This window comes from Mycoplasmopsis gallinacea, assembly GCF_900660495.1.
Classification (GTDB): Bacteria; Bacillota_I; Bacilli_A; order Mycoplasmatales; family Metamycoplasmataceae; genus Mycoplasmopsis; species Mycoplasmopsis gallinacea.
Window position 1 is genome coordinate 429,242 of sequence record NZ_LR214950.1, and the last position, 15,647, is coordinate 444,888.

A 15,647-nucleotide genomic window follows, 5' to 3' on the forward strand; every position below is an offset into this window, starting at 1 on the left:
ATTAACTCATACATGCGATAAAATCTTTATAAATTTTTATATTTTCTTTATGGTTTTCATCCAAATCATTAATTATTTCTTGTACCACTTTTCCATTTACTTCTTTTTTTGTTATAGTCATCATTCTTAATGAATCCACAAATAAATCTAACGTCACTTTTTGTACTTCTCCATTGATTTCATAATATTTCTTTAATTTGTAAAGACAGTATTTTAAAACAACAAGAGCAATGAAACATAACAAAAGATGCGCAAGTATATGCTGTTCATTATGAACAAAAACAGGTCTAACTTGTAAAGAAGATTTTAATGTTCTGAAATTTTCTTCTACTTTTCATTGTTTTCTGTAAATTTCATTAGCTTTTTCTGGTGTTAAATCTAGAATATTGGTTTCAATAATGTAAAAACCATCTTCAGATTCTTTTTTCTTAATTTTCTCTCAATTTAATTTACCCACTGTTTTGCCATCAATGTCCATGTATTTCTTTTTATATTCTGGAACTAAAGAACTAAGTGGTAGTTCTCCATTTACAGTTTTCTTATTCAATTTATCAATAAAATTATTTCTTCTTAATTTATCTAAAGTCTTTTTCCAGGACTGAAAAACACACATCATTTTCTGTATTTACCGTTAAATCTATTTTTATTTCAAATAGATTCAACAATTTGTTCTTTTCAAAACATTTCATCTCTAAAAACATAATGTTTGTCTTCAAGAATGAATTTTTTCATCCCAATACTTAATGTATCTAATCTTTTTTGAAATATATATTTAATTCCTTTTTGTTCTAGGAAACGTAAGTTTGTGTTGTTATTTATTCCACGATCTGCAACTATTGTAATATCCTTTATTTTATAGATTGATTGAAGTTCTAAAACGAAGGATAACATTGTTTTACCATCAGCTGTGTTACCTGGAAAAACTTTATAGTGTATTGGTATTCCGTTTTCATCTACAGCCATTGCTATGACTACTTGATCTTCATTGTGTTTTCCGTCTTTTGAAAAACCGTTTTTTCTTATTCCTTCTCTTGTAAAGCTTTCAAAATAAACTGTTGTGTTATCGAAGTGAAAAACTTTATTGTTACGATTTGTAAATTCATTTATTTTTTGAAATAAATTGACTAAAACAGAATTCTTATTTTCGAAAATAACATCAAGATAGTTATATATTGATGATTTTTTAACATTAATATCATTTATAAAATCACTTTTATTTTTATATTGTGACATATAGCTTCTTGGAAGGATAATTCTAGTTGCTATGAAAAATTCCAAAACCTCTTCTAACGATTTATGTTTACTTTTTGGTAATGCTGAAAATAAATTTAATTCTTTAATAACTTTATAAATTAAATCAACTCCAATATTTTGGATACTTGTTTTTACAGAAGTGGGTTTTAATAATTTAAAAAATTCTTCTTTTGCAACAGCTTTATCTAAAGATGTATCTACTTTTTTTGCTATTTCTTTCATATCTTCAATTGAAGATAATCCATACTTTTCTTTGATATCTTCTCAGTATCCTAGACCAATCTGATTTCCATAACCTTTTTTAAAACCTTTAGAAATAGCTAAAACTAAATAATATTTTCCATTTTGTTTTTTCTTGCATAAACTGTAACTCATGCTCTTATTATATCATTTTATGTATGTAATGTAAGTAAAAAAATATTTTTTTCTTTAGCTCATATATCTTTGATATATGTATAAAAAAATGAGCCTAAAAAATAGGCTCAACTTGGAAACTCAGGATTACCTAAAGCAGCTCTTATAGCTGATTTAGGTTCAGGACCTGGCAGATTTGCATTTGGGGCAAATAAAATCTATCCTAGCTACCAAATTGATTGTTATGATCTTTCGGATAAATCGATTCAAATTGGTAATGATTTAGCAACTAAAATGGGTATCAACAACATCACTTTTACTAAAGCTGACCTAACTGAAAAAGATATCTTAAAACATTCACATTACAATTTATGCTTTTTTACATTCAATTCACTTATGACTATTCCAGGTCATGATAATAAGAAAAAAGCACTTTTAAATGCATATAACGCACTTAAAAGTGATGGTTATTTAGTTTTTACAGCTCCTACAATTTCTGGAGATATTAATCGTGAAAACTTTATTAAAAACAATTTAAGTAATGAACATGAAAGAAAATCCGATATTTCTTATCAAATTGATAATAAATTAGGTGTGCTTTGTCATTATGAAAAAGAAGAAATTTTTCAAATGTTAGAGCAAATCAATCTTCCAAAACCTATTTTTGCTTCTAAAAGAGACGAATTTGCCCTTGAAACTAAAGAAGCAAAAATCTTCTCGGATAATGCTGTTTATTACATAATTAAAAAACCTTAAAGGGTTATGCGTTTAAAATTTATTTGCTATAATATATTAGCAAAAGCCGTCATAGCTCAGCAGGCAGAGCACTTCCATGGTAAGGAAGGGGTCGCTGGTTCAAGTCCAGTTGTCGGCACCATTTCATTTTTATGTCCTTAAAAATAGCAAATTTCATGTTGCTATTTTTATTTTTTGCTTAATGATTGTATCTATTACAGATACAATTAAAGGAACTCAAATAAAAATATGAAAAACTAGGGCATAAATATCGTTATATACATATATTTAATGTCCTAGTTTAAGATCTTTCTGGTTTTTGTTTATAAAAAGCTGCAAGGTGCAGCTATAACTAATTATTTGTGTTTTGCAATTTCTTCTTTGAGTTGCTCGTATGGTCTATATCCTAATAATTTATCTACAATAACACCATCTTTATAAATTAAAATGTAAGGAATAGAAGATACATTATTTGCAGCCGCAAAAGTTCTATCTTCATCGACATCAATTTTAATGATTGTTTCCCCTTCTTCTGCTACTTGCTCAAGAACTGGAGCAAGCATTCTACATGCACCACATCATTTAGCGTGAAACACTACAATTTTTAACCCTTTATCAAGTTTATCTTTAATATTTTCGTATGTTGAATGAATTAACATAGGTATCTCCTTTGTAATTTATATAATAATTATATATTAAAATATCAAAAAGTTAATTTTTTATGAAAAAATAAGTAAAAAATTAACTTTTTGATATTTCGTAATAAAAAAAGTAGCATTGCTACTCTTATAAACTTGGCGGGGGTTAAAGGAATCGAACCCTTATCAAAAGTTTTGGAGACTACTGTAATGCCATTATACCAAACCCCCGTAAAAAAAGATTATTTAAGCTGAATTTTAACCATTCGGTACATGCCAAATAAGTCTTTTTTAATTTCTAGGTCATATTTAGCTGAATCTAGTGATTCTCAAAAAGCTAAATGAAGTGGGTTTATTTCAAATAAAAGTGTTCCATTTGGATTTAAATAATTTGGAGCTTGCTCTAAGATTTGTTTGTAAAAATATAAACCTTGTTCATCAGCAAAAAGAGCGTGAAGCGGTTCATGTTGGAGAACTGATTTCTCTAAATGCTCATAAAAGGCCAAATAAGGCGGGTTAGACACAATTAAATCAAATTTATTACCTTGTAAGCTGTCGAATAAATCTGATGCAATTACGCTAATTTTAAGGTCATTTTTATCTGCGTTGATTTTAGTTTGTTCAATTGCTTCTAAATCAATATCAGAAGCAGATACATTTACGCTTGGGTTAGCTTTTTTAATTGCTAAAGCAATAAATCCACTTCCGGTGCATAAATCTAAAACACTTTGGTAATTATTTTGTTGAATAATTTCATTAGCTCATAAAACTAATTCAATGGTTTCATATCTAGGAATTAACACTTTTTTTGATAAATCAATTTTTACATCTAAATAATCAACATATCCAATGATTTTTTGAACCGGAGTATTTTCGCTAAGCATCTTTAATTCTTCTTTAGATACTTCTTGCGAAAGTCCATATCTTTTTTTCTCAAGTAAAAGATCTTCTTTAGTAGGCAAATTAAATACCCGCTTCTTTGATTTTTTCGTTTTGTTCTTCAGTTAAAAGAGCTTCAATAATTGAGTTTAATTTTCCTTCCATAACTGGTGAAAGGCTAGTTGAATAACCAATTCTGTGGTCAGTAACTCTATCTTGTGGGTAGTTATAAGTTCTAATTTTTTCACTTCTAGCTCCTGAACCAGCAAGCTTACGGTATCCAGATTCTTCTTCAAGTTTCTTTTGAAGTTCAATATCATAAAGTTTAGATTTAAGCATACGCATTGCTGTTTCTTTATTTTGAATTTGGTTTTTACCATCTTGACAAGAAACTACGATTCCACTTGGGAAGTGGGTGATACGCACAGCTGAATCGGTGGTATTAACTGATTGACCACCATTACCACTTGAACGGAAAACATCAATTCTAATATCTTCAGATTTAATTTCAACTTCAATATCATCATCAATTTCAGGCATAACTGTAACAGTTGCTGTGGAAGTGTGCACTCTTCCTTTGGTTTCTGTTACTGGAATTCTTTGCACCCTATGCACACCGCTTTCAAATTTTAATTTAGAATAAGGTTTATCTCCTTGCACTGAAAAACTAATTAATGAAAAACCACCACCATCAGCATCTTGAGAAGAAAGAAGGGTAGCTTTAAGTCCATTTTGAGCACATCATTTAGTGTACATACGGTAAAGATCACCAGCAAAAATATTTGCTTCATCTCCGCCAGCTGCTCCTCTAATTTCAATAATAACGTCCCGAGCATCATTTTCATCTTTAGGGAGAATTAAAATTTTGAGCTCTTCGTGAAGTTTTTTCATTGATGCTTCAGCTTCTGTAATTTCCATTTTAGCTAGAGTCACCATTTCTTCATCATCCATTCCAAGCATTTCTTTAGCATTTTGCAAGTTTGCTTCAGCTTGTAAATATTGATTAAAAGCATCAACAATATCAGCAATTGAATTGATTTCTTTTGAAAGTTTGGTGTATTTTTTAATATCTGAAATAATCTCTGGGTTAGCTAGAGATTGTTCTAATTCTTGATGTTTTTCTTTAATTTGCATTAATGATTTATACATTGTATTTTCCATAGTTAATATATTTTAACATATTCAATAATTAGCGGGTAAATTTAATGTCTAAAGCACTTTAAAAGTAAGAAAAACCCTAAATGCAAGGCACTTAGAGTTTATAAGTTTCAATTATTAAAGCGATGTGAAAATGATTAAACTAATTCGATAATAGCCATACGTGTGTTGTCACCTAAACGTTTAGGTAATTTGATAATTCTTGTGTATCCACCATTACGATCTTTGTATTTAGGTGCGATTTCTTTAACTAAATATGATAAAACTGGTTGGTTATCTTTTTTGATTGGACGAACAAAACTTGCAATCATACGTACATTTTGTAATGTAGGATTTTTAGCTTTTTGGATCATTCTTTCTGCGTGTCTTCTAACTTCTTTAGCTCTTGTTAATGTTGTTGTAATTCTTCCATTAACGTAAAGTTCACTTACAAGTGAACGCATTACACCTTTTCTTCATTTTGTATCACGTGAATATATTTGTTTTGGATTAGCCATATTACTATTCTCCTTCTTCTCTTAATTTGTAACCGTATTCATTAAGTTTTTCAACAATTTCATCTAATGATTTTTTACCAAGGTTTTTGGTTGCCTCAAGTTGTTCATATGTAAGTTCAGCAACTTCACTAAGTTTTGTTTTACCAATACGTTTTAAAGCATTAAGTGAACGTACTGAAAGATTTAATTGATTGATGTTAATATCATCATCTTTATCATCTTCTTTTGGTTTTTCTTCTTCTTTGAATAATTCGATGTTCATGTTTTCCACAGCACCAATAACTTTAAAGTGAGCAATTAAAATTTCACATGCTTCTTTAAGAGCATCTTTAGCTTTGATTGTTCCATCTGTTGTGATTGTAAAATCAAGCGCTTCTTCAATTTTAGGTGAAGATGAGTTAAGTTCACTTACTTCATATTTCACTTTTTTAATTGGTGAGAAATTAGAATCAACAGCAATAAATTGACCTTTTTTGATGTGTGAATTTAATTCTGTCATGTGTTTGTCAATGAATTTTTTGTTTTCTTCAAATGAAACGTATCCACGCCCACTACGAAGGAAAATTTCAAGTTTTAATGCTTCAGGTGAAGATACTTCAGCAATGTGGATAGAATGATCAGTTACTTCCACAGTTGGATTATCAACAGCTTCTAATTGTCTAGAAGTAATTGTTGTTCCTGCAAAATCTTCTGTATTAAGCACAACTTTAACAAATTCATCTTCTTGAATAATTTCTGGGTTGTAATTGAAACGAACATTTCTTAAGTTCATTAAAATTTGTGGAATATCTTCTTTAACATCTTTAATAACACCGAATTCGTGTTCAACACCTTCAATTCTAACAGCAAAAGGCGCAAGTGAAGTAACACTTGAAAGAAGAACTCTTCTTAATGCTACACCAAGTGTATTACCAAAACCTCTTTCTAAATTTTTGAGTGAAAATGTTGTTTCATAATCATTAGTTTCTCTGATACTTGGAATCTCAAGATAATCAAGTTTTCTCATTTTTTCCATTGTTTACCTTCTTTCGTTACAAATTATTTTTTCATACGTTCACGTTTAAGAACACGTTTTGGAGGTCTTGTTCCATTGTGTGGTGTAGGTGTAACGTCTTTAATTTCAGTAACTGTGATTCCTGAAACTTCGATTTGTTTTCTAGCAGCGTCTTTTCCTGATCCAAGTCCTTTAAGTTCAACTCTTACAGATTTCATCCCGTGTTCTTTAGCAGCTTCTGTTGCAGCTTGTGCAGCAAGTCCTGCAGCATATGGAGTTTTCTTTTTAGTCCCTTTGTAACCGATTGCTCCAGCTGAACTTCAAGCAATTACATTACCTTGTTCATCTGTGAAAGTAACAATTGTATTTTGGTTTGTTGAGTGAATGTGTGCAACACCAGTTGTCACATTTTTTTTCTTACTTTTACGTGCCATAATTATTTACCTTTCTTTCCAGCAACTGTTTTTCTAGGACCTTTACGTGTACGAGCATTCTTTTGAGTAGATTGTCCACGTACAGGTAATCCTTTACGGTGTCTAATCCCACGGTAGCATTTAATTTCCATTAAACGTTTGATGTTTAAACTTGTTTCTCTACGTAAGTCACCTTCTGTTGTATATGCTTTAGCTGCTTCACGGATTCTTGATAATTCTTCTTTTGAAAGAGTTTTAACACGAGCATTTACATCGACATTTGCTTTTGCACAAATTTCAGCTGCTCTTGTTTTTCCAATACCATAAATGTATGTTAATGAAATAACAACACGTTTATCATTAGGAATTTCAACGTTTAAAATTCTAGCCATTATTTCCTCTTTCTATCCTTGTCTTTGTTTGTGTTTTGGTTGAACACAAATTACACGGATAATTCCTTTACGTTTAATGATTTTACAATCTTTACACATAGCTTTAACACTAGCTCTAACTTTCATCATTCTCCTTTTTATTTGTGACGATATGTAATACGTCCTTGTGTTAAATCATAAGGACTTATTTCTACATCAACTTCATCACCAGGTAATATTCTTATGTGATTTACTCTCATTTTACCTGAAATGTGAGCTTTAATAATTGCGCCGTTTTCAAGTTCAACTGAATAAAGATCAGTCGAATAAGCTTCTTTTACAACGGCTCTTAATTTGATAGCATCTTTTGCCAAAATTAAATTCCTTTCGTAAGAACTACTCCCTTACCGTCTTTAATTAGCACAGTATGTTCGTAATGTGATGTATTTGAACCATCATCACTAACAACAGTTCAACCATCATCTAAAATTCTTATTTTTTGAGTTTGAGTAATCATTGGTTCTATGCATATAACCATTCCATCTTTTAAAAGCGGACCAGTTCCTTTTTTACCATCATTATGAACATTTGGATCTTCATGAAGGTTTTTACCAATTCCATGTCCACAAAACTCATCAGGAGTATATAAATTGTGTTTTTTAATATATTGTCCAATAGCATGCGAAATATCACCAATATGTGCGCCTTTTTTAATTGCAGCTAGTCCGGCTTGAAAAGCTCCTTTAGCTACATCGATTAATTTTTGGTCACTTGGAGCAATTTTGCCTACCCCTTTAGTGAAAGCGCTATCGCTATTGTATCCTTCTCAAATGCAGCCAAGATCTACACTAATAAGATCACCTTCTTTGACTACATAATCAGAAGGAATTCCATGGATCAATTCATCATTAACAGATATGCAAGCTGTTGCGGGAAAGCCGTATAAACCAAGGAAGGCAGGTTTAGCTCCTCGCTTAACTATTTCTTTAAAAGCTAATTGATCAATCTCTTTTAAAGAAACCCCTGGACTTACAAAGTCATAAACAATTTGTTTTACTTCCGCCAAGATTTGACATGCTTTAGTGATTTTTTGAATTTCATGAGGTTTTTTAACTAAATTCTTCATATCATTCCTTACTTAACCACTTTAGAATGTCGCTTTATATCATAAAGTAGTTTAAATTTTACCATTTTTTTCAAGTAAATTAAGAACTTTTTCAGCAACTTTTTCTGGAGATTCTGAAGCGTCAAAAGTATGCATTGTACCTTTAGCTTTGTAATAATCAATAAGTGGCTGAGTTTGACTATTGTAAATATCTAATCTTTTGATAATAGCTTCTGGAGCATCATCTTTTCTTGTAATAAGTTCAGTTCCACAATTATCACAAGTCACATTATCACGACTTGGTTTAAATTTCACATGGTATCCAGCTTGACAACTTGGACAGCTTCTTCTTCCACCAAGACGCTCTAAAATAACTTCTTTATCAACAGTTAATTCAACTACCACAAAGTCTAATCCGTTAATTGATGAAAGAAATTCAGCTTGAGCAATAGTTCTTGGATATCCATCTAAAATAAAGTATTTACCTTCACTATTAAGTTTTAAAGCAGCTTCTTTAACAATAGCGTTAGTAATATCATCAGGCACATAACCACCTGAAGTAACAATTGATTCAACTTTTTTACCAAGTTCAGTTTTATTAGCGATTTGCTCTCTAAAAATACTTCCTGTTGATACGTGTTTTAAATTGCTTTTTTCGGCAATAATAGCAGCAACTGTCCCTTTACCAACACCAGGTTGCCCCATAAAAATAACATTTGTTTTTATCATAAAAGACCTTCATTTTTCTTATATTTTTTAGAATTTGAGTAAATAGATGAGATAGTATTACGTTTTGCTTTGGCAAGTTTAGTAGTTTTCTTTCTAGCTTGTAATTGTGAAATTGTTTCAAGTGCAACTGACACAAGAATCATAAGTCCAGTTCCACCAAAGGCAATACTTGGCTGAAGCACTCCGGTCATAATTTGCACAAACTGCATGCTAGCTAAAATTACAAGATAAATTCCTGAGAAAATACTTAATCTAAATACAATTGCAATTAAATAATCTTGAGTTTCTTCTCCAGGACGCACTCCAGGAATAAAGGTTGAATTTTTTGCAAAATCTTCAGCCACTTTATCTACCCGAGATTGTTGAATCCCCATAATGAGTGAGAAAACAAAAGTAATAATTAATAAAAGTGAAAAACCAATTGGTTGGGTGAATTGTAAATTCAAGTTAATTCATTGTTTTGATGCATTATCATCAGGCAAGATATTCGCAATCATAGTTGGAAATGAAAGCACCATCATCGCAAAAATTACTGGCATAATTCCAGCCGGATTAAGCTTAATTGGCATTTTACCCATCTCTTTAATGCTTTTACTTCTACCTGCTCCAATTTGTTGAATTGGAATATGACGCTCAGAGCTATAAACTATAGCAATAATCATAATTGTCGCAAGATAAACAAATAAATAGAAAATAAAATAAACAATTCCAATAACATCTCCACCTTTAGATAAATCACCAATAAAGATGTTGAATGCACTTTTGAATTGGTTTGGAAGTCTCATTACAATCCCTGTGAAGATAATTAAACTGGTTCCATTACCAATTCCTTTGTTAGTAATTTGCTCAGAGATAAAAAGAGCAAATAAAGATGCTGATACCAAAATCATTGGAACTAAGAAATAAACTAAAACCCCTTCACTAAAATTACTATCAGCATAAAAAGTAATAAAAGGATTTTTACCAGCTGAAAGTGATTTAGTTAAGAAGATAGCTTGTGGATAAGCAATTAACACTGTTATAAAACGAGTAATGATGTTAATTTTTCTTCTTCCTTGTGGACCACTTTGACTTAGCTTGTAAATTGGTGGACAAATTCTTGATTGAAGAACCATCATAATAAGTGATGCATTAATGAATGGACTAATTCCTAATGCAAAAATTGAAAACTGACTAAGTCCCCCACCACCTACTAAGTTTAAAGTGTTTAAAAATGAGTTAGACTCAAGACTTTCGCCAGTGTTGAGTTTGATATACGGAGCAGTAATTGTTGTACCAATGATGTAGAAAATCAATAAAAAGAGTGTATAAAAAATCTTTTTAGCAATATCTTTAGTACTTCAAAAATCTACCCACTTATTTCTTGCTTTATAAATAAGCCGAGAAATTGCAAAGGATAAGTTTTGTAGCACAATCTCCCTTTCTTTAATTATTTAAATTAATATTTGTTAAAATGTATAAATTACTTTTATATTATATATAAAAAAGTTTATTTTTTAAGGGCTGCGAAAAGACATTTTTTTATCCCTCTAAAAACAACTTTTGAATGATGCTGGACAGTTATAACTCTTGATTTTACTTTCAAAAATAAAAAACCACATGGATTTCATGTGATCTTTTGATCAAGTTTAAGGTTAAAATGAGTTATATCCACCTTGTTGCATTCCTGTCACCATCATTAATTGTGAAGCTTTTGATCTAGCTATAAATAAGCCTACAATATATAAAGGTCAGAAAAGAAGTGAGAATAAAACAAGTATTTTTGCTGAACCTAAAATATCTAATTGAAAATTACCTGTCATTTGAGCAATGTTTCTAACTTGATTACAAGTAGAAGATATTTTAACCATAGCAGATATTCACATCACAAAATTTGTTATACCTGTAACTATTAATAATCCATAACCAATTAGAGCACATACAAGTTCTCTTGTAGTGTAATCTTTATTTTTTCCTATTTTTTCAAAAAAATCAGGTCCTGCTCCAATCAGTAAAATTGCAAAACTAGCTCCTACTAATATTGGTAAAATCACAAAGTGGAAAATTAAAGTTCCAGTCATTTTTCTTTTTAAATTTGATGCTAAGAAAAATATTGCTTGAGCTGGATTAGCAAAGTTATTCATAATCCCCTCCATATTTTTTTATAACTTTTTTTGATTGTAATTGAATGAATTCTTTGAATTCAATATTATTATATTGAATTAATTGAATATACACATAAAAAATCTTTTTTATTAGTTTGCTAGAAATTTTTAGTAAGCATTTTAAAACAATTGAATAAATTTATTTAGAGATGTAATTTAATTAAAAGATTTATAAAACCACAAGTGTTTCTCTTGCGGTTTTATAAATATCTGTTTTTAATTTTTTATACTACTAATAATATTCATCATCTTCATCTAAATCATCAAGATCTTCATCATAAAATTCATCGTCATCGTCGTCATCGAATTGAGAAGTATCTATTTGGGATGCTAAATCTGTTAATATCATTATAGTTTGGAATGCTAGAAAGCTTGCTTTTTTTCTAATGATTATTAAACCAATAAGGAGTAAAATTCATGAAATTGTTCCTATGGGTAAAAGAGATAATAAAATAAGTGCTTTTGCTGTTCCTAATTCATAAAAATGAAAATCATTATGCATATAAACTGTATTTTTAATTTGATTAATATGACTGCATAACATTACTAATACAATAATGTAAGTTATGAATCACATAAATAAAAGAAATCCTAAAATTGATAAAGTAATTATTTCAGGCAGTATATCATTTGAAAACTTATATTTGCTTTTTAAAAAAGTATTAAAAAATGCAACACCATTAAAAAGACCAAAAAACAACCCTAGACAAATTCCGATTAAAATAGGAAAAGCAACAAAAAGTAAAATTAATGAAATTGTGGCTTTCTTTTTTAATTTTGTTCCTAATATAGATAATTGTGATAAATAATTGACTTGTTCTATTTGTTTTTCATCCATTTCCCACTCCTTTTTATTTGCTTGCTTAATGCATAAATATTATATTTAATAAATGTGTTTTGAAGCTTAAAAACGACTCTTAGGATAATTTTTTTACTTTTTTGAAGCATTATTCAAAAAATTTAAAAGAAAACCACGTACCTTTTGGTAAGTGGTTTAAATCTTTATTTGCTATAAATAGGCTTGAAGGTATTAATTAGTATCCACCTTTTGATTCTTGTCCTTCCACAATAGCAACTGATCTACTTGTTCCAAATCTTGTTGCTCCTGCATTATACATAGCAATTAAATCGTCCATATTACTAATTCCACCAGCTGCTTTGATTAAAAGTGAATCTCCACAAACACTTTTCATAATTTGAACATCTTCAAGTGAAGCTCCACGGAAGCTAAATCCTGTTGAAGTTTTGATAAATTCTGCACCTGATTTCATAACAAGTTCAGTAGCTTTAATAATTTCTTCTTTTTTAAGAAGTGCAGTTTCAATGATAACTTTTAAAACGTGATTTCCGCAAGCTTCTTTAACTTTTTTAATGTCATTAAGCACATATTCATAGTCACCTTCTTTAAAACGACCAATGTTAATAACCATGTCAATTTCATCAGCACCATGATCAATAGCTAATTTAGCTTCTTGCGCTTTTGAAGCTGTAATTCCAGCTCCAAGAGGGAAACCAACTACTGAAGTGATTCCAACTGAGCTATCTTTTAATTTATCTGAAACATATTTTACTCATGAAGAGTTAACACAAACAGTTTTAAACTCGTATTTTTTTGCTTCGTCAATTAATTTGTCAATTTCTTTTTTTGTTGCCTCTGGCTTTAAATATGTATGATCAATCATTTGATTGTAATTCATGTATTTCTCCTTATGTTATTTTAAATGATCTAAAATAACTTTATTTTCAATTGGTTCTAAGTTATAACGATAACTACTTTCTAATTCTATAGCAAGTTCATTTGGAATTGGTTTTGACGAATATAAAGTGAAGAGCACATCGTCAATGCTTACTTTTTCATTAGTTTTTTTGTTAAGAGTAATTCCTGCTTCAAAATCTAAATTATCAGCTTTAGTTGCTCTTCCGGCTCCAAGTTTCATTGAAACAAGCCCAAATGTTAAAGCATCAAAAATTTCTAAATACCCTTCTTTAGTTGCTTTCACTTCTAATTTGTATTTAGGATTTCAGAAGCTAGGATCTTTAAGTGCTTGTACATCACCATTTTGAATTGCTACAAATTCATAGAATTTATCTAAAGCTTTTCCATTAGATACAGCTTCTTTAGCTTTAGCCATTCCTTCCTCATAACTGCTTACAATTTTAGCTTGCTCTAAAATTGTTGCACAGCTAGAAAAAACAAGGGTGTTAAAATCTTCAGGACCATTTCCTTTTAAAGTTTCAATAGCTTCAAGAACTTCGTTTTTATTACCAATTTCTCTACCAATTGGACGAGACATATTGGTAATTTCAGCTCTAACATCTACTCCAAGTTCTTTCCCAATATTTATCATTGTTTGTGCAAGCGCTTTAGCTGAATCATAATCTTTCATAAAAGCACCATTTCCACATTTAACATCAAGTAAAATAGCATCTGCACCTGTGGCTAATTTTTTAGACATAATGCTTGAAGCAATAAGCGGAATTGATTCAACTGTGCTAGTAACGTCCCTTAAAGCATATAATTTTTTATCAGCTGGCACAAGTTCATTACTTTGTCCAATAACTGCAATTAAATGCTCAGTAACTTGTTTTTTAAATTGTTCTTCAGTAAGTTCTACGCTAAAACCAGGAATTGATTCAAGTTTATCAATAGTTCCACCAGTTTGAGCAAGGCCTCTACCACTCATTTTAGCAACTGGAGCTCCGCAAGCTGCAACAATTGGAGCTACTGCAAGAGTAGTTTTATCTCCGATTCCACCTGTTGAGTGCTTGTCAACTTTGATTCCAGGAATTGCAGAAAGATCCATAATTTTTCCAGATTGCATCATATATTTAGTCATTGTTGCAATCTCTCTTGAATTCATAGAGTTAAACATAACTGCCATTAAAAAGGCACTCATTTGGTAATCTGGTGTATCACCAGATACATAAGAATTAATTAAGAACTTAATTTCTTCATTAGTGAGTTCTTTATTAAGTCTTTTTTTCTCAATAATATCTACTACACGCATATTAAGCTAAATTTAAAGCTATCTCCATCATTTTTGTAAACGCTTCTTGTCTTTCTTGAGCAGAAGTTTCTTCATGTGTAATTAAATTATCACTAATTGTTAATAAGCAGGCTGCATTTTTTCCTGTTGCTTCAGCATTATTAAATAATGCATATGATTCCATTTCAACACAAATTGCTTCTGTATCTGCAATTCTTTGTTCAAGTGGTACAGCTGAGTAAAATACATCTGATGAGTGCACTCTTCCTTTGTTTAATTTGATATTTAAATCATTAGCAACTTTTTCAATTCTTGCATTAAGTTTTTCGCTAGGTTTTGCAACTGTTCCTTCTTTATTTAGCACAAGTTTTCTAAATGCATCAGCGTCAGCTTTAGCTTCGGTTGCAAGCACAACTTCATAAAGCCCTAAATCAGCTTTATATGAACCAGCTGAACCAATTCTAATGATGTTATCTACATCATAGAATTTAAATAATTCATATGAATAAATTCCAATTGATGGACATCCCATTCCTGAACCAGCAACTGTAATTGGTTTTCCTTTGTATGTACCTGTAAACATAAACATATTTCTAACTGTGTTTACTTTTTTGTATCCAGGATCTAAAAAAGTTTTAGCAATAAATTCTGCTCTTAAAGGATCTCCGGGCATAATTACTGTTTTAGCGATTTCTTCTTTTTTAGCATTAATGTGTGGTGTCATATTATCTCCTTAAAATAAAAAATAAATTGAATAACTAAAATATTCAAATAATACCTATATTATTTTAGCACTTTTAGACACCAAGATTGCTAAATGGGCTTTTGCAACTGATATTTTTGCAATTATTGCTCAATTTTTGTCAAAAAATAAAAAATCACTCTAACTTTTGATAAGTTAAAGTGATTTTGTCTAGCGGCTGCAAAAATTAACTTTATTACACATAAGTTGAAAGCGGAATAAAAATTAATGCAACTGCTAATGAAATAAACAATGTGAAATAAAAGGTAAAATTGGTTTTTACTTTACTTGCTCTAGCTTGCTTTTTAAGCTCTTTTTCTTTTTGAATTCTTTCAAAAGCTCTTTTTTCAGCATCATTCATTTTTTTGTAATTAAGCTCATTTCGAGCTTTCTCAGTAGAAGCAAATGATTCTTTAAGTTTTTGAATTGTTCTTTCAAGAAACCCTCATTTAAAAATCAAAATTAATAAATCAATTAAAAAGACAATAAATGTAGCTACGGCAATAGCAGTTAAATAAGAATGTTTAGCTGCGAATTTAAATAATAAACCAAGAGTTAGTCCAAAAAGAGCAAAAATGAGCTGAATAATTCAAAAGCGTTTGGAAGTTAGTTCAAAGTAAAGTTTTGATTTAATTTTATTCATACTT

The 15,647-nt window shown here is 30.1% G+C and carries 19 protein-coding genes, 2 tRNA genes and 1 pseudogene; 2 read left to right on the forward strand and 20 right to left on the reverse strand.

Annotated elements, in window-relative coordinates; all coding sequences use genetic code 4:
• Position 1: 1 nt before the first annotated feature.
• Positions 2-1,629: pseudogene (locus EXC51_RS01590) on the reverse strand (IS1634 family transposase).
• A 153-nt stretch (positions 1,630-1,782) separates the two neighbouring features.
• Between EXC51_RS01590 and EXC51_RS01595 the strand changes: the two are divergent.
• The gene (locus EXC51_RS01595) at positions 1,783-2,364 is read left to right on the forward strand and encodes a class I SAM-dependent methyltransferase (protein ID WP_223211666.1); all 582 of its coding nucleotides are present in this window, start codon (positions 1,783-1,785) and stop codon (positions 2,362-2,364) included.
• Positions 2,365-2,409: 45 nt separating this feature from the next.
• Positions 2,410-2,485 (forward strand) — tRNA-Thr (locus tag EXC51_RS01600).
• 214 nt (positions 2,486-2,699) lie between these two features.
• On the opposite strand, the gene EXC51_RS01605 is transcribed toward EXC51_RS01600, so the two are convergent.
• The 19 genes from EXC51_RS01605 to EXC51_RS01695 form a co-directional block, all read right to left on the reverse strand.
• The gene (locus EXC51_RS01605) at positions 2,700-3,002 is read right to left on the reverse strand and encodes a thioredoxin family protein (RefSeq protein WP_129620213.1); all 303 of its coding nucleotides are present in this window, start codon (positions 3,000-3,002) and stop codon (positions 2,700-2,702) included.
• 136 nt (positions 3,003-3,138) lie between these two features.
• A tRNA-Trp gene (locus EXC51_RS01610) sits at positions 3,139-3,212 on the reverse strand.
• Between the two features lie 11 nt (positions 3,213-3,223).
• Positions 3,224-3,943, reverse strand: coding sequence for a peptide chain release factor N(5)-glutamine methyltransferase (prmC, locus tag EXC51_RS01615; protein ID WP_129620214.1), 720 nt, complete (start codon positions 3,941-3,943; stop codon positions 3,224-3,226).
• Between the two features lies 1 nt (position 3,944).
• Complete coding sequence (gene prfA / locus EXC51_RS01620; protein WP_129620215.1) at positions 3,945-5,021, reverse strand: peptide chain release factor 1; 1,077 nt, start codon at positions 5,019-5,021, stop codon at positions 3,945-3,947.
• A 134-nt stretch (positions 5,022-5,155) separates the two neighbouring features.
• On the reverse strand, positions 5,156-5,515 hold the full coding sequence (gene rplQ, locus EXC51_RS01625) for a 50S ribosomal protein L17 (RefSeq protein ID WP_129620216.1): 360 nt from the start codon (positions 5,513-5,515) through the stop codon (positions 5,156-5,158).
• A 4-nt stretch (positions 5,516-5,519) separates the two neighbouring features.
• A complete protein-coding gene (locus EXC51_RS01630; protein WP_129620217.1) occupies positions 5,520-6,530 on the reverse strand; it encodes a DNA-directed RNA polymerase subunit alpha in 1,011 nt (336 codons plus the stop codon).
• 23 nt (positions 6,531-6,553) lie between these two features.
• Entirely contained in the window at positions 6,554-6,943 is a 390-nt protein-coding gene (gene rpsK, locus EXC51_RS01635; protein WP_129620218.1) for a 30S ribosomal protein S11, read from the reverse strand.
• Positions 6,944-6,945: 2 nt separating this feature from the next.
• Complete coding sequence (gene rpsM / locus EXC51_RS01640) at positions 6,946-7,314, reverse strand: 30S ribosomal protein S13 (protein WP_129620219.1); 369 nt, start codon at positions 7,312-7,314, stop codon at positions 6,946-6,948.
• A 12-nt stretch (positions 7,315-7,326) separates the two neighbouring features.
• Positions 7,327-7,440 (reverse strand): 50S ribosomal protein L36, encoded by a 114-nt coding sequence (gene rpmJ / locus EXC51_RS01645; protein WP_129620659.1) that lies wholly within the window; start codon positions 7,438-7,440, stop codon positions 7,327-7,329.
• A gap of 11 nt (positions 7,441-7,451) precedes the next feature.
• On the reverse strand, positions 7,452-7,667 hold the full coding sequence (gene infA, locus EXC51_RS01650; RefSeq protein ID WP_129620220.1) for a translation initiation factor IF-1: 216 nt from the start codon (positions 7,665-7,667) through the stop codon (positions 7,452-7,454).
• Between the two features lie 2 nt (positions 7,668-7,669).
• Positions 7,670-8,419, reverse strand: coding sequence for a type I methionyl aminopeptidase (gene map / locus EXC51_RS01655; protein ID WP_129620221.1), 750 nt, complete (start codon positions 8,417-8,419; stop codon positions 7,670-7,672).
• Positions 8,420-8,470: 51 nt separating this feature from the next.
• Positions 8,471-9,127, reverse strand: coding sequence for an adenylate kinase family protein (locus EXC51_RS01660; RefSeq protein ID WP_129620222.1), 657 nt, complete (start codon positions 9,125-9,127; stop codon positions 8,471-8,473).
• Positions 9,121-10,539 carry a preprotein translocase subunit SecY gene (gene secY / locus EXC51_RS01665; RefSeq protein WP_129620223.1) on the reverse strand — a complete coding sequence of 473 codons (1,419 nt, stop codon included), beginning with the start codon at positions 10,537-10,539 and terminating at the stop codon, positions 9,121-9,123. Before secY ends, EXC51_RS01660 begins: the two co-directional genes overlap by 7 nt.
• A 222-nt stretch (positions 10,540-10,761) precedes the next feature.
• On the reverse strand, positions 10,762-11,250 hold the full coding sequence (locus EXC51_RS01670; RefSeq protein ID WP_129620224.1) for a hypothetical protein: 489 nt from the start codon (positions 11,248-11,250) through the stop codon (positions 10,762-10,764).
• 253 nt (positions 11,251-11,503) lie between these two features.
• Entirely contained in the window at positions 11,504-12,109 is a 606-nt protein-coding gene (locus tag EXC51_RS01675; protein ID WP_129620225.1) for a hypothetical protein, read from the reverse strand.
• A 196-nt stretch (positions 12,110-12,305) separates the two neighbouring features.
• Positions 12,306-12,968, reverse strand: a complete 663-nt coding sequence (gene deoC, locus EXC51_RS01680) for a deoxyribose-phosphate aldolase (RefSeq protein WP_129620226.1) — start codon at positions 12,966-12,968, stop codon at positions 12,306-12,308.
• Positions 12,969-12,983: 15 nt separating this feature from the next.
• Entirely contained in the window at positions 12,984-14,279 is a 1,296-nt protein-coding gene (locus EXC51_RS01685; protein WP_129620227.1) for a pyrimidine-nucleoside phosphorylase, read from the reverse strand.
• A 1-nt stretch (position 14,280) separates the two neighbouring features.
• A complete protein-coding gene (gene deoD / locus EXC51_RS01690; RefSeq protein ID WP_129620228.1) occupies positions 14,281-14,982 on the reverse strand; it encodes a purine-nucleoside phosphorylase in 702 nt (233 codons plus the stop codon).
• Between the two features lie 214 nt (positions 14,983-15,196).
• Positions 15,197-15,643 (reverse strand): hypothetical protein, encoded by a 447-nt coding sequence (locus tag EXC51_RS01695; protein ID WP_129620229.1) that lies wholly within the window; start codon positions 15,641-15,643, stop codon positions 15,197-15,199.
• Between the last annotated feature and the right edge of the window lie 4 nt (positions 15,644-15,647).